We start from the raw sequence: 24,060 nt of genomic DNA, 5'->3' as shown, positions 1-24,060 counted from the left end.
CGAAGGAGGACGCACCCGTAATGAAAGCCGTTGTGATGGCAGGGGGCGAAGGCACCCGTCTCCGCCCGATGACCTCGAGTATGCCCAAGCCTCTGCTACCGGTCGCCAACCGGCCGATCATGGAGCACGTGCTGAGGCTGCTCAAGCGGCACGGCCTCACGGACACCGTTGTCACCGTTCAGTTCTTGGCCTCCCTGGTGAAGAACTATTTCGGGGACGGTGAAGAGCTGGGTATGCACCTCACCTATGCCAATGAGGAGACCCCGCTCGGTACGGCGGGATCGGTGAAGAACGCCGAGGACGCACTCAGGGACGACTCGTTTCTGGTGATCTCGGGTGATGCGCTGACGGACTTCGACCTCTCGGATCTGATCGCCTTCCACCGCCGGAAGGGTGCATTGGTCACGGTCTGCCTGACCCGGGTACCCAATCCCCTGGAATTCGGTATCACCATCACCGACGACGAGGGCCGGGTCGAACGCTTCCTGGAGAAGCCGACCTGGGGCCAGGTGTTCTCCGACACCGTGAACACCGGCATCTATGTCATGGAGCCCGAGGTCTTCGACTACGTGGCCGCCGGAGAGTCGGTCGACTGGTCGAGCGACGTGTTCCCCCAGTTGCTCAAGGAGGGCAAGCCGGTCTTCGGCTACGTCGCCGAGGGCTACTGGGAGGACGTCGGCACCCACGAGAGCTACCAGAAGGCTCAGGCGGACGTCCTGGAGAGCAAGGTCGACGTGGAGCTCGACGGCTTCGAGATCTCGCCGGGGGTCTGGGTCGCCGAGGGTGCCGAGGTCGACCCGGAAGCCGTGCTTCGCGGGCCGCTGTACATCGGCGACTACGCGAAGGTCGAGGCCGGTGTCGAGCTGCGCGAGCACACCGTGCTGGGCAGCAACGTGGTCGTCAAGCGCGGTGCGTTCCTGCACAAGGCCGTGATCCACGACAACGTCTACATCGGCCCGCAGAGCAATCTGCGGGGTTGCGTGGTGGGCAAGAACACCGATGTGATGCGCGCGGCCCGGATCGAGGACGGGGCGGTGATCGGTGACGAGTGCCTGATCGGCGAGGAGTCGATCATCTCGGGCAACGTCCGCGTCTATCCGTTCAAGACGATCGAGGCCGGCGCCTTCGTCAACACCTCGGTGATCTGGGAGTCCAGGGGCCAGGAGCACCTCTTCGGGGTGCGCGGCGTCTCCGGGATCCTCAATGTGGAGATCACCCCGGAGCTGGCCGTCCGGCTCGCGGGGGCGTACGCGACCACCCTCAAGAAGGGCGCCACCGTCACCATTGCGCGTGACCACTCCCGTGGTGCGCGTGCGCTCAAACGGGCGATGATCTCCGCGCTGCAGACCAGCGCGATCGACGTCCGCGACCTCGAGAACGTACCGATGCCGGTGGCTCGTCAGCACACCGCGCGCGGCAGTGCCGGCGGGATCTTCCTGCGCACCACGCCCGGTGTGCCGGACTCGCTGGACATCCTCTTCTTCGACGAGCGCGGCGCCGACCTCTCGCAGGCCGGTCAGCGCAAGCTCGACCGGGTGTACTCCCGACAGGAGTACCGCCGGGCGTTCCCTGGTGAGATCGGCGACCTGACCTTCCCGTCGAGCGTCTTCGACTCGTATGCGGGCAATCTGCTCAGGGCCGTCGACACCACCGGTGTGCGCGAGGCGGGGCTGAAGGTCGTGGTGGACACCGCGCACGGCAGTGCCGGGCTGGTCCTGCCCAGCATCCTCGGGCGGCTCGGTGTGGAGGCGCTGACGGTCAGCGGTGGGCTGGACGAGGCCCGGCCGACCGAGGACGCGGAGGAGCGCAAGGCCGGTCTGGCCAGGCTGGGCGAACTGGTGGCCTCCTCCCGGGCGGCCTTCGGCGTGCGGTTCGACCCCGTCGGCGAGCGGGTCTCCTTCGTGGACGAGCTCGGGCGGGTGATCGAGGACGACCGCGCGCTGCTGGTGCTGCTCGATCTGGTCGCGGCCGAGCGGCGCAGCGGTCAGGTGGCGCTCCCGGTGACCACCACGCGGATCGCCGAGCAGGTCGCCGCGTACCACGGCACCCAGGTGATCTGGACGACCACCTCGCCCGACGACCTGGCCAAGGCCGCCGCAGCCGAGGGCACGGTCTTCGGCGGGGACGGGCGGGGCGGCTTCGTGGTGCCGGAGTTCAGCGGCGTGCTGGACGGGGCCGCGGCCTTCGTCCGGCTGGTCGGGCTGGTGGCCCGGACCCAGCTCACCCTCAGCCAGATCGACGCCCGGATTCCGCAGGCGCACATCCAGCGCCGGGACATCGCGACGCCGTGGGCGGCCAAGGGCATGGTGATGCGCTCGGTGGTCGAGGCGGCGGGCAACCGGTTGCTGGACACCACCGACGGCGTCCGGGTGGTCGAGCCGGACGGACGGTGGACGCTGGTGCTGCCCGACCCGGCCGAGGCGGTGACGCATCTGTGGGCCGAGGGCCCGGACGACGCGGCCACCCAGCAGCTGCTGGACGAGTGGGCGGCCGTGGTGGACAGCGCGGGCCGTTAGCCGTCGGCACGGACACCTGGGCGGGAGGGCCGGAGCGCCCTCCCGCCCAGGTGCGTGGTCACGATCCGGTGCGCATTCGTCGTGTGAACGGCGGGGGCTGTGCGCCTGGTGCGGCGGCGACATGGGACGATGTTCCGCATGCCAGCACAGCCGACGCCGAGTGACCGGGAGGGACGCTTCTCGCGCCCCGACGCCTCGATGTCCCTGCTGACCACCGTGATGGAGCACAGCCTCGACGACGGTTACGCCGAGGCGGCCAGGGCCAAGGGGGCCGAGGGTTCCAGCAAGATGCCCACCTCTGTCCGCGGACGGCTGACGCTGGCCCTGGGGCTTGCGCTGGTCGTCACGGTGGTCACGGTGGGTGCGGTCACGTCCCACGAGGCCGAGCCGACGCTCGCCAAGGAGCGCGACGCCCTGGTCCACCGGGTCAACGACGCCACCACCGTGGCGGACCAGATGCAGAAGCAGATCCAGGACCTGCGCCGCAAGGTCGACCAGGCTCAGCAGCAGGCGCTGCAGACGGGCGACGGCGCAGCCCTCGCGACGCTGGCCGTGGAGGCGGGCACGGTAGAGGTCACGGGCCCGGGTGTACGGCTGGTCATCGAGGACGCCTCGGGCACCGGCGCCGGTGGCTCGGCCAGCAACCCGCGGGAGGCGGGCGGTTTCCAGGACGTCGGCCGCCTGCGCGACCGCGACCTGCAGCTGGTGGTCAACGGCCTCTGGCAGGCCGGGGCCGAGGCCATCTCGGTCAACGGGCAGCGTCTCACCACACTCTCCGCGATCCGGGCGGCAGGCGACGCGATCCTGGTGGACAACCGGCCGCTGGTCCCGCCGTACACGGTGCTGGCGATCGGTGACGGGCCCCAGCTCGCCTCGTCCTTCCAGGAGGGGGAGGCCGGCCACTACCTGCACATCATCCAGGACAGCTACGGCATCAAGTCCAGCCTCTCCGTGCAGAAGAAGCTGACGGTGCCGGCCGCGCTCGGCATCACCCTGCGGTACGCGCAGCCCGTGATGCCCGAAGCACCGAGCAAGTCGCCCTCCGCGGGGACATCGACAGGGACAGGAGCACCAACACCGTGATTGCCGTTCTGGGTCTCGTGATCGGAGTGGTCGTCGGCCTCTTCGTGCAGCCCGAGGTGCCCGATGCCGTCGTGCCGTACCTGCCGATCGCGGTGGTGGCGGCGCTGGACGCGGTGTTCGGCGGCGTACGGGCGATGCTGGACGGGATCTTCGACGACAAGGTCTTCGTGGTGTCGTTCCTCTCGAACGTGGTCGTGGCGGCGCTGATCGTCTTCCTCGGCGACCAGCTCGGGGTCGGCTCGCAGCTCTCGACCGGCGTGGTGGTCGTGCTCGGCATCCGGATCTTCTCCAACGCGGCCGCCATCCGGCGGCACGTCTTCCGGGCCTGAGCGGCCGAGAACGACTGGACGGGAGGAGGAGACATGGACCAGGACCGCACTCCGGGTGAGCAGCCCGAGGAGAAGCCGGAGGAGCAGCCGGCCCGTGAGCCGGGTGGCAGGGCGGACGACGAGCAGGTAGCGGGTCGGCCGGAGGCTCCCGAGCCTGCGGAGGAGCCCGCGCCCGCCGGGGAGCCCGAGCCTGCCGGGGAGCCCGAGCCTGCCGGGGAGCCCGAGCCTGCCGCGGAGGGTCCCGCGGCGGAGCTCCCCCCGTCGGACGAGCCCCCCGTCTCGGAGTGGGTTGAGGAGCCGTCAGGAAAGCCCGCCCCGCCCTCCGACGCCCGCCGCAGGCTCAAGGCCGCCCTCTGGCCCCCGCGCATCTCCCGTGGCCAGCTCGTGGTGGCGCTGCTGCTGTGCTCCCTGGGCCTGGCGCTCGCCATCCAGGTCCGCTCGACCAACGACCACAGCCAGCTGCGCGGCGCCCGCCAGGAGGATCTCGTACGGATTCTCGACGAACTGGACAGCCGCCAGCAGCGTCTCCAGCAGGAGAAGTCGCAACTCGAGCAGTCCCTGGCGCAGTTGGAGAACAGCTCCAACCAGGCCAAGGAGGCTCAGGAGCAGACCAAGAAGAAGGCGACGGAACTCGGCATCCTGGCGGGTACCGTCAAAGCCACAGGTCCGGGCATCGTACTGACGGTCGATGACCCCCAAGGGCAGGTGAAGGCGGATATGCTGCTGGACACCCTGCAGGAACTCCGAGCGGCGGGGGCGGAGGCGATTCAGATCAACGATGTGCGAGTGGTGGCGAGCACCTACTTCACCGATGCCTCGGGGGGCGGGGTGCAGATCGACGGCAAGAACGTGTCGCAGCCGTTCCGGTTCACCGTGATCGGGAACCCGCAGGACCTGACGCCCGCGCTGAACATCCCGGGCGGTGTGGTCCGCACGCTGGAGAAGCAGCAGGCGCGCGCCACCATCACCCAGCAGCAGAAGGTCGTGGTCGACGCGCTGGCCACCCCGACGCCACCCCAGTACGCCAAGCCGGCGGCGAAGTGACGGGGAGCCTTCCGTACGGTCCGTCAGCTGCGCAGCGCCCCCGGTGGCGGGCGGGCGGAAGCCGTCGGCGACACTGGGACGTACCACTCGCTCGGCCCCGGCCCGATGCCGGGCTCGCTTCCTGTCCGAGCCTCTCACCCTGCCCCGCGGGCGGGTCTGTCACACGCAAGGGGATTCGCCCGTGAGTCTGTTCTCGAAGCTTTTCGGCCGCAACAACCGCCGCGCTGCGGCCGTTGAGGCGCCCACCGCGCGCCACCGCCGGTCCGAGGAGGAGGCCGCCGGAGTGCCGGGCATGCGGCCGGCCTCCGAGGCGGGCGCGTACGCCGAGCGTCCGCTGTTCCGCGACGGGGCCGGCGCCCCGGTCGGCGGGCCCCAGGCCCATGAAACAGGGGCGGGCGGCTACGGCGCGTCGGTTGATCCGTCGGGTGCTCCGCGCATAGGTTTCCCGTCAGGACCCTCAACCTCTGGTGGAGGGTTTGCCCCGGATCCCTACGCCGGGCACGTCCCGTCGGGTGTGCCGCGCCAGGAGGCTGTGAACATGGCTGGCCCCACTCCCTGCCCCAGGTGCGGGAACCAGAACCCTGCCACGGCCCGCTTCTGTTCCAACTGCGGCACGCCTCTGCGCGCCGGGGTGCCCGAGGGCGCCGTGGAGACCACCTCGACCATCTCGATCTCCGGCCTGGAGTCGTACGACCCCAACGCCACCAGCACCGGCGCCACGCCGGCGCTGTCGCCCGAGGTCCTGGCGGCGATCGACGCGCTGCCGCCTGGCTCGGCCCTGCTGATCGTGCAGCGCGGCCCGAACTCCGGCAGCCGGTTCCTGCTGGACGCCGACGTCACTACGGCCGGCCGTCACCCCGAGGGTGACATCTTCCTGGACGACGTCACGGTCTCCCGCCGTCACGTGGAGTTCCGCCGGACGCCCGGCGGCGGCTTCTCGGTGGCCGACGTGGGCAGCCTCAACGGCACGTACGTCAACCGGGAGCGGATCGACGAGGTGCCGCTCAACAACGGCGACGAGGTGCAGATCGGGAAGTACCGGCTGGTCTTCTTCGCCAGCCACCAGCGGGGGTACTGAACACAACGCCGACAGGAGCCCGAGTGACCGCGCACACCCCTACATCTGTCGAGGCCAGGTCCGTGCCGAGCTCGCGTCGAGCGGGCGAGGTACGGCGGCGCGGTGACGAACTCCTCAGCATCGGTGCGGTGTTGACGTTCCTTCGGGACGACTTCCCCGAGGTCACCATCTCCAAGATCCGCTTCCTGGAGGCGGAGGGCCTGGTCGAGCCGCAGCGGACGCCCTCGGGCTATCGCAAGTTCAGCCCGGCGGATGTGGAGCGGCTCGCGTACGTGCTCCGCATGCAGCGCGACCACTACCTGCCGCTGCGGGTGATCCGCGAGCACCTGGACGCCATCGAGCGCGGTGAGGCGCCCCCGGCGCTGCCGGCCCCCGAGGCGCGGCCCGGCCCCGTGGAGGAGGCCGACCGCGAACTGGTGGCCGCCTCCGGGGCGGCGGGCGGGGTGCGGCTGGGCCGTGCCGAGCTGCTCGCGGCGGCCGAGGCGGGGGAGGGCGAGCTGGCCGAGTGGGAGGCGTACGGGCTGATCGCCCCGGGCCCGGACGGCGGGTACGACGGCGAGGCGTTGCAGGTGGCCAGGCTGGTGGCGGAGCTCGGGCGGTACGGCCTGGAGCCACGCCACCTGCGGGCCATGAAGGCGGCGGCGGACCGCGAGGTGGCGCTGGTCGACCAGGTGGTCGCCCCGCTGCGCCGGCACCGCAATCCGCAGACCCGTGCCCATGCCGAGACGACCGCCCGGGAGCTGGCCACCCTCTCGGTACGCCTGCACGCAGCGATGGTCCAGGCCGGCCTGCGGGTCAGGCCGTCGGGCCATGCCTGACCGGGCCCGGAGCGGCTGCGCTTTCATATCCGGGGCATGGGTCATAGGGTTGCGACTGTGAATGAGCTCGACGTCGTGGGTGTCCGGGTTGAGATGCCTTCCAACCAGCCGATCGTGCTGCTGCGGGAGGTAGGGGGCGATCGGTACCTGCCGATCTGGATCGGCCCTGGCGAGGCGACCGCGATCGCCTTCGCCCAGCAGGGCATGACGCCGGTGCGCCCGCTGACGCACGACCTCTTCAAGGACGTGCTGGAGGCGCTGGGGCAGCAGCTCACCGAGGTGCGGATCAGTGACCTCCGGGACGGCGTGTTCTACGCGGAGCTGGTCTTCGCGGGCGGCGTCGAGGTGAGCGCCCGGCCGTCCGACGCGATAGCCCTCGCGCTGCGCACCGGTACTCCGATCTACGGGAGCGAGGAGGTGCTCGCCGAGGCGGGCATCGCGATCCCGGACGAGCAGGAGGACGAGGTGGAGAAGTTCCGCGAGTTCCTGGACCAGGTCTCGCCCGAGGACTTCGGCGGCCAGCAGTAGCCCCGGAGCCTTTCACCCGCAAGTCGGGTTTTGCCAAAGTCCGTCCACCTACCCACACTAGGGGCACGAAAAACCACCCCACCGGGTGACATTGGTGCCGAGCCTCGGCGTGGCGATCGTTGACGGGTCACTGGCGACTGCCTACCGTCAGGAGTGGCTCCGGTGGGTTACGCCACCCGGGGCCCGGGTGGCCCACAGGACGAGCGGACGGAGGTTGGCATGAGCGGCATTGGCGACGAAGCAGCCGTTGGAGGCCTGTGCTCCGTGCACATCCCTCGCTCCGGGCGCAATCTGCTGGAGCGGGCCTGGGAGGGCCCCGGCATCGAGCAGCCGGACGCCGACCTTCCGAGAGTCGGCCGCTTCCCGGCCGTGCAGCCCGGCCAGCCGGCCATCGAACGCCTCTCGCCGACCTCCACCCTGGTGGGCTACCGGGGTCCGACCGCCTGCGCGGCGGCCGGGATCACCTATCGCCAGCTGGACTACTGGGCGCGTACCGGCCTGCTGGAGCCCAGTGTGCGTTCGGCGTACCCGGCGAACACCCAGCGGCTCTACAGCTTCCGCGACATCCTGCTGCTCAAGATCGTGAAGCGGCTGCTGGACGCCGGTGTCTCGCTGCAGAACATCCGGGTCGCCGTCACGCATCTGCAGTCCGCCGAGGTCGCCGACCTGGCCGGGCTCACCCTGATGAGCGACGGTGCCACGGTCTACGAGTGCACCTCCCCGCAACAGGTGGTCGACCTGTTGAAGGGCGGTCAGGGCGTCTTCGGCATCGCGGTCGGCGCGGTCTCGGAGGAGCTGGAGACGGCGCTCGGCCGCCTGCACGCCGAGCGGACGGACACCGGGGAGACCCTGCTCGGGCACGACCCCGAGGACGAACTGGCCCAGCGCCGCAACCGCGCCGGGTAGGCACCGCGCAGAGCTTGACCGAGGGCCCGGACGGGGAACCGTCCGGGCCCTCGGCGTCGTCGGGGCAGGTGAGTCGATCAAGGGGAGGCAGAGTGCGGCGAATACCCCGGCCACGGGTGCGGTGGCCGCGTACCAGGCGCGGCAGGCGGCGGGCCTTCCAGGCGGCGGTGCTGCTGAGTGTGGTCGCGCTGGCACCGAGTGCCTGGCTGCGGCTGAGCGAGGGTGACCGGGTCGGCACCGTGGAGAGCGCGCCGGAGGCGCCGGTCGCGGTGGTCTTCGGCGCCGGGCTGTTCGACGGTGAGCCGTCCCCGTACCTCGCACACCGCCTGGACGCGGCGTTGACGCTCTATCAGCAGCACAAGGTGCAGGCGATCCTGGTGACCGGCGACAACAGCCGTGACGACTACGACGAGCCGGATGCCATGCAGGCCTACCTGGTCGGGCACGGGGTGCCCGAGGTACGGGTGGTGGAGGACTACGCTGGCTTCGACACCTGGGACTCCTGCACCCGGGCCCACCGGATCTTCGGGGTGGACCGGGCGGTGCTGGTGAGCCAGACCTTCCACGTCCGCCGGGCGCTGGCGCTCTGTCAGGCGGCGGGCATCGACTCGTACGCGGTCGGCGTCCACGAGCCGGAGGACGTCACCTGGTACTACGGCGGCCTGCGGGAGATCCCGGGTGCGGGGAAGGCCGCGCTGAACGCCTGGCTGCGGCCCGACCCCCGGTTCCTCGGAGCCAAGGAGCCCGGTATCACCAAGGCACTGACGGACGCGGCGGGCCACTGAGAGGCTCCGCCGGCATCCCAGGGGCGCGGGGAACTGCGCGAAGCGGCGGGCACAGGTCATCGCCTTCCGATCTCGCGCAGTTCTCCCCCAGCCTCCGGCCGGGAGGTGCCCCCACGCGCCCCTGTGGTTACCCATCTGCCCACCTACCGGCGGTCGGTCTCAGGGTGGATTGTCAGACCCCTGCGGGATGATCGTCAGGTGCGGACAGTGCCGAGCATCATCCACCTCGACATGGACGCCTTCTTCGCCGCGGTGGAGCAGGCGGCCAAGCCGAGCCTGCGCGGCAAGCCGGTGGTGGTCGGCGGGCTCGGCGGCCGGGGGGTGGTCGCCACCGCCTCGTACGAGGCGCGGAAGTTCGGGGTGCACTCCGCGATGCCGATGGCCCAGGCCCGGCGGCTCTGTCCGAACGCCGCCTTCCTGTCGGGCCGCTTCGAGGCCTACCGGCAGGTCAGCGAGCTGGTGATGGGCCTGCTGCGGGAGCTGTCGCCGCTGGTCGAGCCGCTCAGCCTGGACGAGGCCTTCGTCGACCTGGAGGCGGGCCCGTACGGCCCTGCGCTGGCCGAGGCCGGGCCGGCGGGCGGTGCGGAGCTGGTCCTGGCGATCGCCGAGGACCTGCGCGCGGACATCCAGGAGCGGACGGGGCTGACCGCCTCGGTCGGGGCGGCGGGCTCCAAGCTGATGGCGAAGATCGCCTCCGAGCAGGCCAAGCCCGACGGCCTGGTGCTGGTCGAGATCGGCTCCGAGCGTGCGGTGCTCAGCGTGATGCCGGTACGGGCGCTGCCCGGGGTCGGCCCGGCCACCGAGCAGGCGCTGCGCCGGGCCGGGCTGACCACCGTCGACGACCTGGCGGAGGCCGGGGAGGCCGAGCTGGTGCAGCTGCTGGGGCGGGCGCACGGCGCCGGCGTGTACCAGATGTCCATAGGCCTGGACGAGCGCCCGGTGGTCCCGGACCGGGACGCCAAGTCCGTCTCCGTGGAGGACACCTTCGAGGTGGACCTCGCCGACCGCGACCGCATCCTGCACGAGATCGACGTGCTGACGGCCCGCTGCGTCCGCCGGCTGCACGCGGCCGGCCGCTCGGGCCGCACGGTGGTGCTGAAGGTACGCCGCTTCGACTTCTCCACGCTCACCAGGTCGGAGACCCTGCGTGCGCCGACGGACGACGAGGCGGTGATCGCCGAGACCGCCCGGCGCCTGGCCCTGCAGGTGGACGTCACGGGCGGGGTGCGGCTACTGGGGGTGGGCGTCTCCCAGCTGGCCGACTACACCCAGGAGGACCTCTTCGCCCAGGCGGCCGTCCGGGAGCCGCTGGAGGACCACCGGCCCGAGCCGGCGGTACGGGAGGCCGAGCCCGAGGAGCCGGCCGTCCGGCGCTGGTTTCCCGGCCAGGACGTGACGCACGCTCAGCACGGCCCCGGCTGGGTGCAGGGGAGCGGGGTGGGCCGGGTGACCGTCCGCTTCGAGACACCCGACAGCGAGCGGGGGCGGGTGCGGACCTTCGCGGTGGACGACCCCGAGCTGGTGCCCTCGGCGCCCTTGCCGTTGAGGCCGCTGAAGACCTGAGCCCTGCGGCCGTGAACGGCACCGGCCCCCGGAATCCACAGGGGATTCCAGGGGCCGACTGTCGGGCTGGGCCTCGGGCGGGTCGCGATGCCCTCACCGACCACCGGGGCCCAGTCCCCTCGCGCCCTGTCCCGGAGCGCGAGGGTGGACGCCTCGTCAGGCGTCGGTCTTGGCCAGCTCCAGGCCGACGCTGCTCTCCACCGGAGCGGCGACAGCGGGCTTGATGCGGCGGATGGCGAACGGCACGGCCGCGGCGACCAGGCACATCACGGCTGCGGTCCAGAAGGCGTGCTTGTACGCGTCCAGGGTGGGCAGCGGGATCGGCAGGTGCTTGATGGTGTCGCCGGTCAGGATGGCGCCCATCACGGCGGTGCCGACGGCGCCACCGACGGTGCGCAGCACCGCGTTCATGCCGTTGGCGATGCCGCTCTGCTCGATCGGCACGGCGCCGTTGATGAAGGCGGGCATGGCGGCGTAGGCGAGGCCGACACCGAGGCCGAACACGGCGGAGGCGGTGTAGATGTCACCCTCGGCACTGTGCCGGACGGCCAGGTACGCCATCGAGACGGCGCCGAGCACGCCACCGAGCACCAGCGGCAGACGCGGGCCACGGCGGGCGATCAGCATGGCGCCGACCGGGGCGGCGACCATCGAGCCGACGGCGGACGGGAGCAGCATCACGCCGGCGTGCAGCACGGTGGCGGTGAAGCCGTAGTGGGCGAGCTTCTCGGGGGTCTGCGCGAAGTTGCTGATCACCAGGAAGGAGCCGTACATCCCGAAGCCGATGAGCAGGCCGGAGATGTTGGTGAAGGCGACGGCCGGGCGGGACATCATCTTCATGTCCACCAGCGGGTGGCTGACCTTGGTCTCGATGACGATCCAGACCAGCGCGATCACGGCGGCGACGGCGAACAGGCCGAGGGTCTTGTTGGACGTCCAGCCCCAGTGGTTGCCCTGGCTGACGGCGACCAGCAGGGCGGAGAGCCAGCCGGCCAGGGTCAGCGCGCCGAGCGGGTCGGCGCCGCCGTCCTTGTCGATCACCGGGTCCTTGGGGACGCGCAGGGCGACCAGGGCGACCGCGATCAGGCCGAAGACGAGGCCCATCCAGAAGATGGACTTGTAGCTCCAGTGCTCCAGCAGCAGGCCGGTGGCGACCAGGCCGAGGCCGCTGCCGACGCCCATCGAGGCGCTGATCAGGGCGACCCCGCCGGTGACCTTCTCCCGGGGGAGCTCGTCACGCACGATGCTGATCGCCAGCGGCAGCACGCCACCGCCGGCGCCCTGCAGGACGCGGGCGACGACCAGCCAGGTGAAGGAGTGGGTCCCGACCGCGAGCGCGGAGCCGGCCACCAGGCCGGCCAGCGAGACCAGCAGCATCGGCTTGCGGCCGCGCAGGTCGCCGAAGCGGCCGAGCAGCGGGGTCAGCACGGCGGCGGAGAGGAGGTTGGCCGTCATCAGCCAGGTGATGTTGGAGCCGGAGACGTTCAGCTCCTTGGCCAGCGACGGCAGGATCGGCACGACCGCGGTCTGCACCACGCTGAACGCCAGCATCGCCAGTACCAGGGCGGGGAGCACACGTGCGCTGCTCGGCTTCGCGGCCGTGGCGGTGGGCTGTGGTGCCTCACTCACGGTTCTTCCTCCAGTTCAGGCCACCCGAGCGATGTGCTTCAGATGGGCGAAAGTAAACGAACTGAAGTAACCATGCAGCCAGATACTTCACTATGTCAAATATCGACTGGTGAAGCTTAGGCGACGCAACGGCCCCGGCCCGCCGAGGAGCGGGCCGGGGCCGTTGGACTCACCGGGGTCGTTGGACTCAGGAGGGGCGAAGCGGCTCCGGCCGAGGCGAGTCCGGCATTGGGGCCTGCGCCGCGGCGGGGGCCGGGGCGTCGGCGGCCGGCTCGGCACCGGCGCTGTCGTCGATCTCGACGTGCTCGCGGCGCAGCTCCTCGCGCACCACGTGGTCGTCGGTGTAGCGCTCGACGACCAGTCGCACCCGCTCGATCGGCACCAGGTACTTGCGCACCATCGGCCGCTCCTCCCGCAGCGTGACCTCCTCGACCGCCTCGGCGATCTCCTCCTGGGTCAGCGCGTCCCGCTCGCCCTCGGTGACCGGCACCCGCTCCACCCGGACCCGCTCCCGCACCACCGGCACATGGCGCTCGACCGTCTCGCTGGTCACGTACTTGCGGAGCCGGGCCGTGTACGTCACCTGCCACTCGGTGGTGATGTCGAGCCGCTCCTCGCGGCAGGTGACCTCCAGCGGCCCGTTCGGGGTGCTGGTCATCGGCGCGTCCGATGCCGGGACGGGCTGCGCGACGGTCGGGGTCATGGACCGTACGTTGGTCTCGGAGGTCTCGGGGATGGACTTCTCGACCGTTGGGGACGGCTTCTCGTGATCGGTGAGCGGTGCGGTGAACGGCATCGTTGCGGCCTCGGTCTTCGGGGGTGCGGGGGCGGGGGCGGCGGGGACTGCGCCGAAGTCGAGGTCGGCGCCCTTCGGTGCGACGGAGCCGTTGGTGGCCGAGGCGGGGGGAGTGCCGCCGGCGTCCAGCCCGTAGTAGCGGTAGAGCTGGAGCTCCTGGGCCGGGGACAGGTGCTGGCCCACGCCGAAGTCGGGAGACTCCTTGATCAGGGACTTGTCGTACGGGACCTTGAGCTCCTCGCCCGAGAACTCGCTGGTGGTCAGCGGGACGAACGCGTCCCGGCCGAAGATCCCGGTGCGGACCGCGGCCCACTCGGGCTCGCCGGTCGCGTCGTCGAGATACACCTCGTCGACCGTGCCGATCTTGTCACCGTTCCGGTCGACCGCCTTGTGCCCGATCAGGTCTCGCGGATCGATATCGGTCTGCACGCTTTCCTCCAGTCCAACTGCTCCTGTGGAATCTCCGTCAGGGGGCGGTTGGAGGAGCTGCCCATCCGCCACTTCACACGAAAAGGCATCAATCGGGCACCTGCGACCCGAGCGCGGCCGTCCGGGATACCACTGGGCCGTCCGGGGTACTTCGCACCCGTACCGACGGCCCCGCCCTGACCGGTGATCTGCGGGGATTCCGCTGGTACCCTGGGCGCGACCGCCGAGCCCGCGCGGGAGAGTCCCCGACCCCGTGAAACAGCGAGGCAGGGGCGCCGAAGGAGCAACTCCTCCCCGGAATCTCTCAGGCATCCGTACCGCGTGGGATAGGTCACTCTGGAAAGCAGGGCAGGACCGCCGGCGCAGGAGCCGGTGGCCACCACCCTCACCGACGGTGCAAGTCGACGGGATGCCAACGGGCGCCGGTACGACGAAGCTCTCAGGTACAGATGACAGAGGGGGAGGCTTACGGGTTCGTGCGTTGAAGGCCTCCCACGGCGGCCGTCCGGCGTGCGTACCCCCGCCGGTCCGTGACCAGGAGGCCTCGACCCCCATGAACGCCCAGCCGATCACCGGTCGCACCCACAGCGACGCGACGCTCACCGAGCTCGAGCAGGCCAGCCCCTTCGAGACCCGCCACATCGGCCCCGACGCGGCCGCACAGGACAAGATGCTCGCCCACGTGGGCTACGGCTCGCTGGACGAGCTGTCCGACGCCGCCGTGCCCGAGGCGATCCGCAGCCTCACCGCGCTCGGCCTCCCCGCGGGCCGCAGCGAGGCCCAGGTGCTCGCCGAACTCCGCGAGCTGGCCTCCCGCAACCAGGTCCTCCAGCCGATGATCGGCCTGGGCTACTACGGCACCTTCACCCCGCCGGTGATCCTGCGCAACGTGCTCGAGAACCCCGCCTGGTACACCGCCTACACCCCGTACCAGCCGGAGATCTCGCAGGGCCGCCTGGAGGCGCTGCTCAACTTCCAGACCCTGGTCTCCGACCTCACCGGCCTGGCCACCTCCGGCTCCTCGCTGCTCGACGAGGGCACGGCGGCCGCCGAGGCGATGGCGCTGGCCCGCCGTGTCACCAAGGTCAAGGGCGGCGTCTTCCTGGTCGACGCCGACACGCTGCCGCAGACCATCGCGGTGATCCAGACCCGCGCCGAGCCGACCGGTGTCGAGGTGGTCGTCGCCGACCTCTCCGCCGGCATCCCGGCCGAGATCGCCGAGCGCGGCGTCTTCGGTGCGCTGCTCCAGTACCCGGGTGCCTCGGGCGTCGTGCGGGACCTCAAGCCCGTCATCGAGCAGGCCCACGGCCTGGGCGCGGTCGTCGCCGTCGCCGCCGACCTGCTGGCCCTCACCCTGCTGAAGTCGCCGGGCGAGCTGGGCGCCGACATCGCCTGCGGCACCTCGCAGCGCTTCGGCGTGCCGATGGGCTTCGGCGGCCCGCACGCCGGCTACCTGGCCGTCCGCGCCGAGTACGCCCGCAACCTGCCCGGCCGCCTGGTCGGCGTCTCCGTCGACGCCGACGGCAACCGCGCCTACCGCCTGGCCCTGCAGACCCGCGAGCAGCACATCCGCCGCGAGAAGGCCACCTCCAACATCTGCACCGCCCAGGTGCTGCTCGCCGTGATGGCCTCGATGTACGCGGTCTACCACGGCCCCGACGGCCTGGCCGACATCGCCCGCCGCACCCACCGCTACGCCGCCGCGCTGGCAGAGGGCCTGCGCGCCGGTGGCGTCGAGCTGGTGCACGGCGAGTTCTTCGACACCGTCACCGCCCGCGTCCCCGGCCGCGCCGCCTCCGTGGTCGCGGCCGCCCGTGACAACGGCGTCAACCTCTTCCAGGACGGCGAGGACCTGGTCTCGATCTCCTGCGACGAGACCACCACCCGCGACCACCTGGCCGCCGTCTGGGCCGCCTTCGGCGTGCGCGGTGCCTCGGTGGACGAGACCGCCGACGCGCTGCCGGCCGCCCTGCTGCGCGAGGACGAGTACCTCACCCACCCGGTCTTCCACAGCCACCGCTCCGAGACCGCCATGCTGCGCTACCTGCGCCGCCTCTCGGACCGCGACTACGCGCTGGACCGCGGCATGATCCCGCTGGGCTCCTGCACCATGAAGCTCAACGCGACCACCGAGATGGAGCCGGTGACCTGGCCCGAGTTCGGCCAGCTGCACCCCTTCACCCCGATCGACCAGGCGGAAGGTTTCCTCACCCTGATCCGCCAGCTGGAGCAGCAGCTGGTCGAGGTGACCGGCTACGACGCCGTCTCCATCCAGCCCAACGCGGGCTCCCAGGGCGAACTGGCCGGCCTGCTGGCCGTCCGCGCGTACCACAGGGCCAACGGCGACACCCAGCGCGACGTCTGCCTGATCCCGGCCTCCGCGCACGGCACCAACGCGGCCTCCGCCGTGATGGCTGGCATGCGGGTCGTCGTGGTCAAGACCCTGACCGACGGCGACGTGGACGTCGTGGACCTGCAGGCCAAGATCGACCAGCACCGCGACCAGCTCGCCGTGCTGATGGTCACCTACCCGTCCACCCACGGCGTGTTCGAGACCCAGATCACCGACATCTGCGCGGCCGTGCACGAGGCCGGCGGCCAGGTGTACGTCGACGGTGCCAACCTGAACGCCCTGGTCGGCCTCGCCAAGCCGGGCAAGTTCGGCGCGGACGTCTCGCACCTGAACCTGCACAAGACCTTCTGCATCCCGCACGGCGGCGGCGGCCCGGGCGTCGGCCCGGTCGCGGTGCGCGAGCACCTCGCGCCGTACCTGCCCAACCACCCGCTGCAGAGCGAGGCGGGCCCGGCCACCGGCGTCGGCCCGATCTCGGCGGCGCCGTGGGGCTCGGCGGCCATCCTGCCGATCTCCTGGGCGTACGTCCGCCTCATGGGCGGCGAGGGCCTCAAGCGCGCCACCCAGGTCGCGGTGCTGAACGCCAACTACATCGCCAAGCGCCTCGCCCCGCACTTCCCGGTGCTCTACACGGGCCCCGGCGGCCTGGTCGCGCACGAGTGCATCATCGACCTGCGCCCGCTCACCAAGGAGACGGGGGTGACCGTGGACGACATCGCCAAGCGCCTGATCGACTACGGCTTCCACGCCCCGACCATGTCCTTCCCGGTGGCCGGCACGCTGATGATCGAGCCCACCGAGTCCGAGGACCTGCACGAGATCGACCGCTTCTGCGAGGCGATGATCGAGATCCGCGGCGAGATCGACAAGGTCGGCTCCGGCGAGTGGGCGGCGGAGGACAACCCGCTGCGTAACGCCCCGCACACCGCGGCCACGCTGGCCGGTGACTGGGCGCACGGCTACTCGCGCCAGGAGGCGGTCTTCCCGGCGGGCGTCAACCCGGCCGACAAGTACTGGCCGCCGGTGAGCCGGATCGACGGCGCGTACGGGGACCGCAACCTGGTCTGCTCGTGCCCGCCGCTGGACGAGTACGGCGCGTAATCGGACAGCCCGGGCAACCGGGTAGCCCGAAGGGGCGCGGGGAACGGCGCGGGGCGGAGGAGCTGGATCGTCAGCCGGGTTCGGACAGTGAGTTGCATGTGCTGTCCGAGCCCGGCTGCGGCGTGGGGCCTTCCGGTTTCGCGCACGCTTCTGATCAAGCAGAGCCCCGCGCCCCCGGTGGTTGGCCCGCTGCCTCCGGTTGCCTCTGGTCAGGCTGCGATGGCCAGGGGGCGGCGTGGGGCGATCACCCGGCCGTCGGGCAGCAGCTCGCCGGTGTCGTCGAAGAGCAGGACGCCGTTGCAGAGCAGGCTCCACCCCTGGTCGGGGTGGCAGGCGACCGGCACGGCCGCCTCGCGGTCGGCGGATTCCGCGGACGGGCACTCAGGACGGTGCTGGCACATAGCTCGTACCCTCGCTTCGCTTGCAATCCCGGCCCGCAGGTGTGAACCGGCGCTTCGATGGGTAGGACTGACGCCCCTCCCACGCTGGTTCCCAGTGTCGGCATCCCGAGGCCATCCCGCAGCAGTTTCGTGACATGCGCCACAACTGAGCGCCCTACATCACCCATTCAGATGGCGGACCGAGGCGAGCGACTTCCGGACGGGTCATCAACGGGCTGGCCGGATCGGGTCAGCCCGGATGGCCCGTCCGGGTGAATGTGTCTCAGGGGACCCAGGAGCCTCAGGAGGCTCAGGAGATCCCGAGTGCGAGCGGAGCGGGGACGCGGGTGCGCTCCAGCAGGGCCAGCAGTTCGGCCGCCGGGTAGACGCGGTGGGCCGTGATGCCGAGCGGCGCCGGCGCCAGTGGGATCAGCAGGTCGGTGGCCGGGCCCGGCTCGGGGTGGTGCAGCCAGAGCGCCGTGGCGTAGTGGCCCGGCATCGACAGCAGCCTCGGCTGATGCCGCGAGCGCGAGGCCTGGGCGAGTTGCCAGGCCTGCCGCAGCGCGCGGACGGTCGAGTCCAGGTACGGCCCGGCGGTGAAGTGCGAGAAGGAGTGGCCGTCCGGCGTCTCGACCACCTCGGCCGCCGCGGCCACCTCCGACGCGCCCTGCTTGAGCGGGCTGTGCTTGATCAGGAAACGCCACCCGGTGCGCCGGGCCGACGCGAGATGGGTACCGGGCCCGTCCAGCACGTGCACCGCGAGCGGATGCGTGGGCAGCAGTGCGCCCGCCGCGCCGCGCAGGGCGGCGGCGGCAGGCTGGCACAGCGCGGCCTCGCAGTCCAGCGCGCCGAGTACGGCGCGCAGGGCACTGGGCGGGGGCTGGGGCGTCTGCAGAGTCATGGCGGGTCGCCTCTCCGTGCTAGATCGGCGTGCGAGTGCGGCATACCGGCGTGGCGTTGGTGTGACGGGACCTGGCCGTGTCCGGTTGTGCATGATCGCGGTGCGGGCGCGGAGTGTGCCAGCTACGAGGGGGCCGTCGACAAGGGTCTCGGAGCGGCATGCAACCGGGCCGGAGCGCAGTGCGAATTCTACTCGAACAGGTGCGCAGGGTGACCTTCTTATCACGTTCGGTGGTCTGGGGCAAGTTGGAAAGTCGCTGATAGAACGTCAGGAAGCTTGTCCCGCCAACGCGTTCGAGCAGGCGGCTATCGATCTTCGCGCTGGGCATGATGCAGTAACGGTCGACCTAGGTGAAGGGGCACCCATGGGCGAGAAGGTCGTGGCGACTCGCGCGGAACTGTCCGACCGACAGCTGTACCGTCGCAAGCTCCAGTCGTGTCTGGACGCCCTGGAGCGGATGCTGCGCGAGGAGCGCTTCGACCGTCCCAGGGCCATGATGGGGCTGGAGATCGAGCTCAACCTGGCGGACGAGCAGGGCCAACCGCTGATGCTCAACGAGCAGGTGCTCGGCGCCATCGCCTCCAGTGACTTCCAGACCGAGCTCGGCCAGTTCAACATCGAGGTCAACATTGCACCGCGCCGGCTCGGCGGGCATGTCCTGGAGGAACTCCGCGAGGAGATCGACACCGGCCTGCGGTACGCCGACCGCAAGGCCGCCGAGGTCGGCGCCCGGATCGTGATGGTCGGCATCCTGCCGACCCTCGACCTGGACCACACCGGCCTCGAGAGCATGTCCCACAACGACCGCTACACCCTGCTCAGCGACCAGATACTGGCCGCGCGAGGGGAGGACATCGCCCTCGACATCGAGGGCGTCGAGCACCTGGCCGTCGAATCGGTCTCGATGGTCGCCGAGGCCGCCGCCACCTCGCTCCAGCTGCACCTCCAGGTCACCCCCGAGCGCTTCGCCTCGGTCTGGAACGCCGCCCAGGCGATCTCCTCGATCCAGGTCGCGCTCGGCGCCAACTCGCCCTTCCTGTTCGGTCGGGAGCTGTGGCGCGAGACGCGCCCCGTCCTCTTCCAGCAGGCCTGCGACACCCGTTCGGCCGAGCTCAAGGCGCAGGGCGTACGCCCCATCACCTGGTTCGGGGAGCGCTGGGTCGACTCCGCGCTCGATCTCTTCGCCGAGAACCTGCGGTACTTCCCGGCCCTGCTGCCGATCTGCGACGACGAGGACCCGGTCAAGGTGCTCGCCTCCGGCGGCGTCCCCAAGCTCTCCGAGATGCGCCTGCACAACGGCACCATCTACCGCTGGAACCGCCCGGTGTACGACGTCGCCGGCGGCGTACCGCACCTGCGGGTGGAGAACCGCTGCCTGCCGGCCGGGCCCACCGTGGCGGACACCCTGGCCAACGCGGCCTTCTACTACGGCCTGGTCCGGGTCCTCGCCGAACAGCCGAGGCCGGTCTGGACCCGGCTGCCCTTCGCACAGGCCGACGAGAACTTCCACACCGCCGCCCGGTACGGCGTCGAGGCCGTCCTGCAGTGGCCCAGGCACGGCCGCGGGGCCCGGGGCACGGCCCCCGTCGCGGCCACCGACCTGGTGCTGAACGAGCTGCTCCCGCTCGCGTACCAGGGCCTGGACCAGTGGGGTGTGGCGCCGGGGGACCGGGACCGCTATCTCGGCATCATCGAGCAGCGCTGCCTGCGCCGCACCAACGGGGCCGGCTGGCAGAGCGCCACCGTGCACCGGCTGCGCGAGCAGTTCGGCATGGACCGGGGAGCGGCCATCTCCGCGATGACCCGGCGGTACATGGAGTACATGCGCACCGGCGAGCCCGTCCACACCTGGCCGGTGGGGTGACCGTTCCGAGTCGCCTTGGTATGGAAGGATGATCGGCCCGGCGGCAGGATCGGTCGCCGGGCCGAGCCTCGTGTGCTGGAGACCTGGTGACCACCGTTTCGACCGAGTGCGAGACCTCGGCGCCGTCCCGTCGGCTGCTCGGCGTGGAACTGCTGATCGTCCTGGGGCTGTCGCTCGGTGCGAGCGGTGTCGCCGCGCTGATCAGCTTCGCCGGCTCGCTCACCGAACCGCTCGCCCTCGGCAAGCAGGTCGCCACCCTGAACGCCTCCCGGGCGCCGGGCCGGCCCTGGCTGGACCTGGCCTGGCAGACCTACTACATCCTCCGCGGCCTGATGCCCGTGGTGCTGGTCGGCTACCTGCTGGTCCGGGAGGGCACCTCGCTGCGGGTGCTCGGCTTCGACCTCCGCCGCAAGCTGGGCGACCTCGGCCGGGGCGCGGCCGTCGCCGCCGCGATCGGCGGCTCCGGCCTCGCCCTCTACCTGGCCGCACAGGCGCTCGGCTTCAACCTGACCGTCGCACCGTCAGGCCTGCCGAGTGTCTGGTGGCGCATCCCGGTGCTGATCGCCTCCGCCTGGCAGAACGCCATCCTGGAGGAGGTGATCGTGGTCGGCTACCTGCTGCGCCGCCTCGGCCAGCTCGGCTGGGGCTGGCCCGCCATGCTGGTGACCAGCTCGGTGCTGCGCGGCTCGTACCACCTCTACCAGGGCGTCGGCGGGCTGGTCGGCAACATGGTGATGGGCGTCGTCTTCTGCCTGCTGTACCGCCGTTGGGGGCGGGTGATGCCGCTGGTGGTCGCCCACGGGCTGATCGACACCGTCGCCTTCGTCGGGTACGCCGTGCTGGCGGGGCACGTCAGCTGGCTGCCGACGGGCTGAGCACTCCGTCCAGTACGGTCACCGCGCGCCCGGAGAGCAGGACCCGGTCACCCGTCAGCTCGCAGACGACCAGGCCGCCGCGCGCCGAGGCCTGGTAGCCGGTCAGCCGGGTGCGGCCCAGCTGCTCGGCCCAGTACGGGGCGAGAGCGGTGTGGGCGCTGCCGGTGACCGGGTCCTCCGGGACGCCGACGGCCGGGCCGAAGAAGCGGGAGACGAACTGGTACTCCGCCGAGGGGTCCTCCGCGGGTGCCGTGACGACCACGCCTCGGGTGGGCAGCCCGGCGACGGCACCGAGATCGGGGCTGAGCGCCCGGACGGTTTTCTCGTCGGGGAGCAGCACCAGCAGGTCGCCGAGCGGGCCGGTGTCGAAGCTCGCGACCACCGGGCTGCCGAGGGCCTCGGCCAGGCCGTCCGGCGCCGGGACCGGAATCCGCGGGTTGACCGGGAAGTCCAGGGTGATGGTGCCGTCGGACTCGGGACGGGCCCGCAGGACGCCGCTGCGGGTGGCGAAGCGTACCCAGCCCTCGACCAGCAGGCCGTCGGAGCGCAGGGCGTGGACGGTGGCCAGGGTGGCGTGCCCGCACAGGTCGACCTCGTTGCCGGGGGTGAACCAGCGCAGCCCCCAGTCCGCCTCGCCTTCGCCCGGCAGCGGCCGGGCGAAGGCGGTCTCGGAGAGGTTCATCTCGATGGCGAGCCGCTGCATCCAGGCGGCGTCGGGCCAGTCGGGCCCGTCCAGGACGCAGACCGCGGCGGGGTTGCCGGCGAAGGGCCGGTCGGAGAAGGCATCGATGACTCTGATCCGCATGGGACCGACCCTAGGGGGCGTCGGCCGCCTCCGGACAGGGCCAATCGGCGGTAGGTGGACCGGAACCTACCCTGCGCGCCGCAGCCGGCTCACGTCGGGCGCCGCTCCAGCGGCCGGTCGACATGGTGGCGTTGCCTCCGGTCACCCGGTTGTGACGGGCACCTTCGCCGGGGTGACGACGATCGGGGCCCGGGCCCGGGAGAGCCGGCGGACCTCCGGCACCGCCAGTACGGCGGCGGCGAGCAGCCCGGTCAGTGCCGTGCACGTCCACAGCGCGCCGCTGAGGCCCAGCGCGTTCGAGGCCGGGCCGGCGAGCGCGGTGCCGACGGGGGTGAGGGCGAGCGAGCCGAAGTAGTCGTACGCGGAGACCCGGGAGAACAGCTCGACCGGGATCTCCTGCTGGAGCGCCACCATCCAGTTCACCCCGAAGACCGTCACCCCGGCCCCGGCGACGAACATCGCGGTGGCGAGCACGGGGAGCGGGGCGGTGAGTGCCAGTGCCAGGGCGGGGAGCGCGAACAGGAAGACGCCGTAGTTGCCCACCAGCAGGATCCGGCGCGGCTGCCAACGGGCCATCGGCACACCGCAGGCGAGCATCCCGATGCCGAAGGCGGCCATCGCGAAGCCCCAGTCGCGGGCGCCGCCGAGGTGCTGCTGGGCGACCACCGGGCCGTACACCGACTCGACCGCGGTGATGCAGGCCATCACCACCGAGAACTGCAGGACCACGGCCCAGAGCCAGCGCCGCGAGACGAACTCGCGCCAGCCTTCACGCAGTTCGTGCACCATGCTGTGACCGGCGCCGTCGCCGGTGGCAGGGGCCGCCTCGACCTCCAGGAAGATCCGCAGCCCGGCGGCGACGGTGAAGCCGACCGCGTCGATGGCCAGCACCCACCCGGGCCCGACGGCGGCGACCAGGGCGCCGCCGAGCGCCGCACCGCCGATCTGGGCGCCGTTCATCGCCATCCGGAAGATCGAGAAGGCCTTGCCGGCGTGCTCCTGGGCCACGCTCTGCATGATCATGCCCTCGGAGGCCGGAGAGTAGAAGGCCTGGCCGGCGCCACCGGCGGCGGAGAGCAGCAGCAGCTCCCAGAGTCGGACGCTGCCGCTGAGCACCAGCGCGGCGAGGGCGGCCTGGGAGAGGGCGTTGAACAGGTTGGAGGCGACCATCACGTGGTGGCGCGGCAGGCGGTCGGCGAGCGCGCCGCCGATCAGCAGCAGGAGTACCAGGGGCACCATCCGCGCGGCGGTGACGTAGCCGACCTCGGTGGTGCCGCCGCCGGTCGCCAGGACCGCGTAGGCGGTGGCGATCGGCGCGGCCGCGTTGCCGAGCCCGCTGACCACCGTCGCGGCGGTCTGGATCCGGTAGTTGCGGCCGGCCCAGGAGAAGGGGCTGCTGGGCTGAGGCTGGCTGGTCACCCCGAGACTATGGTGTCCGCACCCACCGCCTGTCCATCCGATTATCGGCGTCCGCCGTTCAGCCCAGGTGACCCCGGAGGAAGCTGAGCGTCCGCTGCCAGGCGATCCGGGCCTGCAGCGCGTCGTACGTGCCGATCAGGTTCTCGTCGTTCATGAAGGCGTGGCCGGCCGGATAGAAGTGGATCTCGGGCCGGCGGTCGGTGGCCTCGCCGATCCGGATCGCGGCCTCGTCCACGGCGGCGACCGGGTTCGACCGGTCGTGCTCCCCGAAATGCCCGAGCACATGGGCGGTCAGCCCGCGGTAGTCGAAGCCGGGGTCCTTGGGCAGGCCGTAGAACGGTACGACCGCCGCCACCCGGTCGCCCTCCTGTGCGGCCAGCACCAGCGCGAGCCCGCCGCCCATGCAGAAGCCGACGACCCCCACGGAGTCCCCGGCCACCTGGGGCTGCTCCAGCAGGAAGTCCACCGCCCCGCGCAGGTCTTGGGCGGCCCGCTCGGCCGGCATCTCACGCAGCAGCCGCGCGGCCTCGGCCTTGTCGTGCGTGGTGGTGCCGCCGTACAGGTCCGGTGCGAGGGCCACGAAGCCCTCGGCGGCGAACCTGTCCACCACGGAGGCGACATGCGAGGTGAGCCCCCACCACTCCTGAATGACGATCAGTCCGGGCCCTGTGCCCGTCGGTGGCAGCGCGAGGTAGCCGTGCGCCGTTCGACCGTTGCTGGGGAAGGTGACGTTCTGCCGGGAACCGCCCATCAGTCCTCTTCTGTGTTCGAATGCGCGAAGCGTGGCAGTGCGGATACGGTCGGCGCCGTGTCCGGCGGGTGCAGGTGGCTCGCTGGAGCGATGCTATGTGTGGCGCG

General features: G+C 71.5%; 20 protein-coding genes and 2 riboswitches. Of the genes, 13 read left to right on the top strand and 7 right to left on the bottom strand.

Annotated features, from left to right (window positions below; genetic code table 11):
* The first annotated feature begins 20 nt into the window (after positions 1-20).
* The 10 genes from FB465_RS04700 (at position 21) to FB465_RS04655 (ending at position 10,650) form a co-directional block, all read left to right on the top strand.
* Positions 21-2,516 carry a mannose-1-phosphate guanyltransferase gene (locus FB465_RS04700; protein WP_145787861.1) on the top strand — a complete coding sequence of 832 codons (2,496 nt, stop codon included), beginning with the start codon at positions 21-23 and terminating at the stop codon, positions 2,514-2,516.
* Positions 2,517-2,654: 138 nt separating this feature from the next.
* Entirely contained in the window at positions 2,655-3,599 is a 945-nt protein-coding gene (locus FB465_RS04695; RefSeq protein WP_246192509.1) for a DUF881 domain-containing protein, read from the top strand.
* Complete coding sequence (locus FB465_RS04690; protein ID WP_073927316.1) at positions 3,596-3,928, top strand: small basic family protein; 333 nt, start codon at positions 3,596-3,598, stop codon at positions 3,926-3,928. Before FB465_RS04695 ends, FB465_RS04690 begins: the two co-directional genes overlap by 4 nt.
* Before the next feature lie 33 nt (positions 3,929-3,961).
* Positions 3,962-4,972 carry a DUF881 domain-containing protein gene (locus FB465_RS04685; RefSeq protein ID WP_145787860.1) on the top strand — a complete coding sequence of 337 codons (1,011 nt, stop codon included), beginning with the start codon at positions 3,962-3,964 and terminating at the stop codon, positions 4,970-4,972.
* A 181-nt stretch (positions 4,973-5,153) separates the two neighbouring features.
* Entirely contained in the window at positions 5,154-6,050 is an 897-nt protein-coding gene (locus FB465_RS04680) for a double zinc ribbon and FHA domain-containing protein (protein ID WP_145787858.1), read from the top strand.
* Positions 6,051-6,112: 62 nt separating this feature from the next.
* A complete protein-coding gene (gene ftsR / locus FB465_RS04675; protein WP_145797131.1) occupies positions 6,113-6,868 on the top strand; it encodes a transcriptional regulator FtsR in 756 nt (251 codons plus the stop codon).
* A 57-nt stretch (positions 6,869-6,925) separates the two neighbouring features.
* A complete protein-coding gene (locus FB465_RS04670; protein ID WP_145787856.1) occupies positions 6,926-7,396 on the top strand; it encodes a bifunctional nuclease family protein in 471 nt (156 codons plus the stop codon).
* A 219-nt stretch (positions 7,397-7,615) separates the two neighbouring features.
* Positions 7,616-8,302, top strand: a complete 687-nt coding sequence (locus FB465_RS04665) for a MerR family transcriptional regulator (RefSeq protein WP_246192508.1) — start codon at positions 7,616-7,618, stop codon at positions 8,300-8,302.
* Positions 8,303-8,394: 92 nt separating this feature from the next.
* Complete coding sequence (locus FB465_RS04660) at positions 8,395-9,087, top strand: SanA/YdcF family protein (RefSeq protein ID WP_246192507.1); 693 nt, start codon at positions 8,395-8,397, stop codon at positions 9,085-9,087.
* Positions 9,088-9,285: 198 nt separating this feature from the next.
* The gene (locus FB465_RS04655; RefSeq protein WP_145787853.1) at positions 9,286-10,650 is read left to right on the top strand and encodes a DNA polymerase IV; all 1,365 of its coding nucleotides are present in this window, start codon (positions 9,286-9,288) and stop codon (positions 10,648-10,650) included.
* 156 nt (positions 10,651-10,806) lie between these two features.
* On the opposite strand, the gene FB465_RS04650 is transcribed toward FB465_RS04655, so the two are convergent.
* Complete coding sequence (locus FB465_RS04650) at positions 10,807-12,279, bottom strand: MFS transporter (RefSeq protein ID WP_145787851.1); 1,473 nt, start codon at positions 12,277-12,279, stop codon at positions 10,807-10,809.
* Positions 12,280-12,466: 187 nt separating this feature from the next.
* Positions 12,467-13,504 carry a PRC and DUF2382 domain-containing protein gene (locus FB465_RS04645; protein ID WP_145787849.1) on the bottom strand — a complete coding sequence of 346 codons (1,038 nt, stop codon included), beginning with the start codon at positions 13,502-13,504 and terminating at the stop codon, positions 12,467-12,469.
* Positions 13,505-13,728: 224 nt separating this feature from the next.
* A riboswitch (glycine riboswitch) is annotated at positions 13,729-13,834 on the top strand.
* Position 13,835: 1 nt separating this feature from the next.
* Positions 13,836-13,967: riboswitch (glycine riboswitch) on the top strand.
* Positions 13,968-14,057: 90 nt separating this feature from the next.
* On the opposite strand from FB465_RS04645, the gene gcvP reads away from it, so the two are divergent.
* Positions 14,058-16,958, top strand: coding sequence for an aminomethyl-transferring glycine dehydrogenase (gene gcvP / locus FB465_RS04640; RefSeq protein WP_145787847.1), 2,901 nt, complete (start codon positions 14,058-14,060; stop codon positions 16,956-16,958).
* Positions 16,959-17,167: 209 nt separating this feature from the next.
* On the opposite strand, the gene FB465_RS04635 is transcribed toward gcvP, so the two are convergent.
* On the bottom strand, positions 17,168-17,359 hold the full coding sequence (locus tag FB465_RS04635; RefSeq protein ID WP_145787845.1) for a DUF5999 family protein: 192 nt from the start codon (positions 17,357-17,359) through the stop codon (positions 17,168-17,170).
* Positions 17,360-17,648: 289 nt separating this feature from the next.
* Positions 17,649-18,239 carry a hypothetical protein gene (locus tag FB465_RS04630; protein WP_145787843.1) on the bottom strand — a complete coding sequence of 197 codons (591 nt, stop codon included), beginning with the start codon at positions 18,237-18,239 and terminating at the stop codon, positions 17,649-17,651.
* 364 nt (positions 18,240-18,603) lie between these two features.
* Between FB465_RS04630 and FB465_RS04625 the strand changes: the two genes are divergently transcribed.
* Together FB465_RS04625 and FB465_RS04620 are read left to right on the top strand one after the other, a co-directional pair.
* Positions 18,604-20,103: a glutamate-cysteine ligase family protein gene (locus tag FB465_RS04625; RefSeq protein WP_145787841.1), complete on the top strand. Its 1,500-nt coding sequence runs from the start codon at positions 18,604-18,606 to the stop codon at positions 20,101-20,103.
* Positions 20,104-20,189: 86 nt separating this feature from the next.
* Positions 20,190-20,978 (top strand): CPBP family intramembrane glutamic endopeptidase, encoded by a 789-nt coding sequence (locus FB465_RS04620; RefSeq protein WP_145787840.1) that lies wholly within the window; start codon positions 20,190-20,192, stop codon positions 20,976-20,978.
* Here FB465_RS04620 and FB465_RS04615 read toward each other — a convergent pair.
* The 3 genes from FB465_RS04615 to FB465_RS04605 form a co-directional block, all read right to left on the bottom strand.
* Positions 20,956-21,783 carry a PhzF family phenazine biosynthesis protein gene (locus FB465_RS04615; RefSeq protein ID WP_145787837.1) on the bottom strand — a complete coding sequence of 276 codons (828 nt, stop codon included), beginning with the start codon at positions 21,781-21,783 and terminating at the stop codon, positions 20,956-20,958. The two genes, FB465_RS04620 and FB465_RS04615, sit on opposite strands and share 23 nt — an antisense overlap.
* Before the next feature lie 141 nt (positions 21,784-21,924).
* The gene (locus FB465_RS04610) at positions 21,925-23,202 is read right to left on the bottom strand and encodes an MFS transporter (protein ID WP_145787835.1); all 1,278 of its coding nucleotides are present in this window, start codon (positions 23,200-23,202) and stop codon (positions 21,925-21,927) included.
* Positions 23,203-23,260: 58 nt separating this feature from the next.
* Positions 23,261-23,953 carry a dienelactone hydrolase family protein gene (locus tag FB465_RS04605; protein ID WP_145787833.1) on the bottom strand — a complete coding sequence of 231 codons (693 nt, stop codon included), beginning with the start codon at positions 23,951-23,953 and terminating at the stop codon, positions 23,261-23,263.
* Positions 23,954-24,060: the final 107 nt, after the last annotated feature.

Source organism: Kitasatospora atroaurantiaca, from assembly GCF_007828955.1.
GTDB classification, from domain to species: Bacteria; Actinomycetota; Actinomycetes; order Streptomycetales; family Streptomycetaceae; genus Kitasatospora; species Kitasatospora atroaurantiaca.
This window is presented reverse-complemented; position numbering and strand designations above follow the sequence as displayed.

What these genes read in the sequence shown, in the direction of transcription:
- FB465_RS04685 (WP_145787860.1), top strand. Translation starts at nt 3,962, where the DNA reads ATGGACCAGGACCGCACTCCGGGTGAGCAGCCCGAGGAGAAGCCGGAG.
- gcvP (WP_145787847.1), top strand. Translation starts at nt 14,058, where the DNA reads ATGAACGCCCAGCCGATCACCGGTCGCACCCACAGCGACGCGACGCTC.
- FB465_RS04630 (WP_145787843.1), bottom strand. Translation starts at nt 18,239, where the DNA reads ATGACTCTGCAGACGCCCCAGCCCCCGCCCAGTGCCCTGCGCGCCGTA.
- FB465_RS04605 (WP_145787833.1), bottom strand. Translation starts at nt 23,953, where the DNA reads ATGGGCGGTTCCCGGCAGAACGTCACCTTCCCCAGCAACGGTCGAACG.
- FB465_RS04625 (WP_145787841.1), top strand. Translation starts at nt 18,604, where the DNA reads ATGGGCGAGAAGGTCGTGGCGACTCGCGCGGAACTGTCCGACCGACAG.
- FB465_RS04665 (WP_246192508.1), top strand. Translation starts at nt 7,616, where the DNA reads ATGAGCGGCATTGGCGACGAAGCAGCCGTTGGAGGCCTGTGCTCCGTG.
- FB465_RS04635 (WP_145787845.1), bottom strand. Translation starts at nt 17,359, where the DNA reads ATGTGCCAGCACCGTCCTGAGTGCCCGTCCGCGGAATCCGCCGACCGC.
- FB465_RS04695 (WP_246192509.1), top strand. Translation starts at nt 2,655, where the DNA reads ATGCCAGCACAGCCGACGCCGAGTGACCGGGAGGGACGCTTCTCGCGC.
- FB465_RS04700 (WP_145787861.1), top strand. Translation starts at nt 21, where the DNA reads ATGAAAGCCGTTGTGATGGCAGGGGGCGAAGGCACCCGTCTCCGCCCG.
- FB465_RS04615 (WP_145787837.1), bottom strand. Translation starts at nt 21,783, where the DNA reads ATGCGGATCAGAGTCATCGATGCCTTCTCCGACCGGCCCTTCGCCGGC.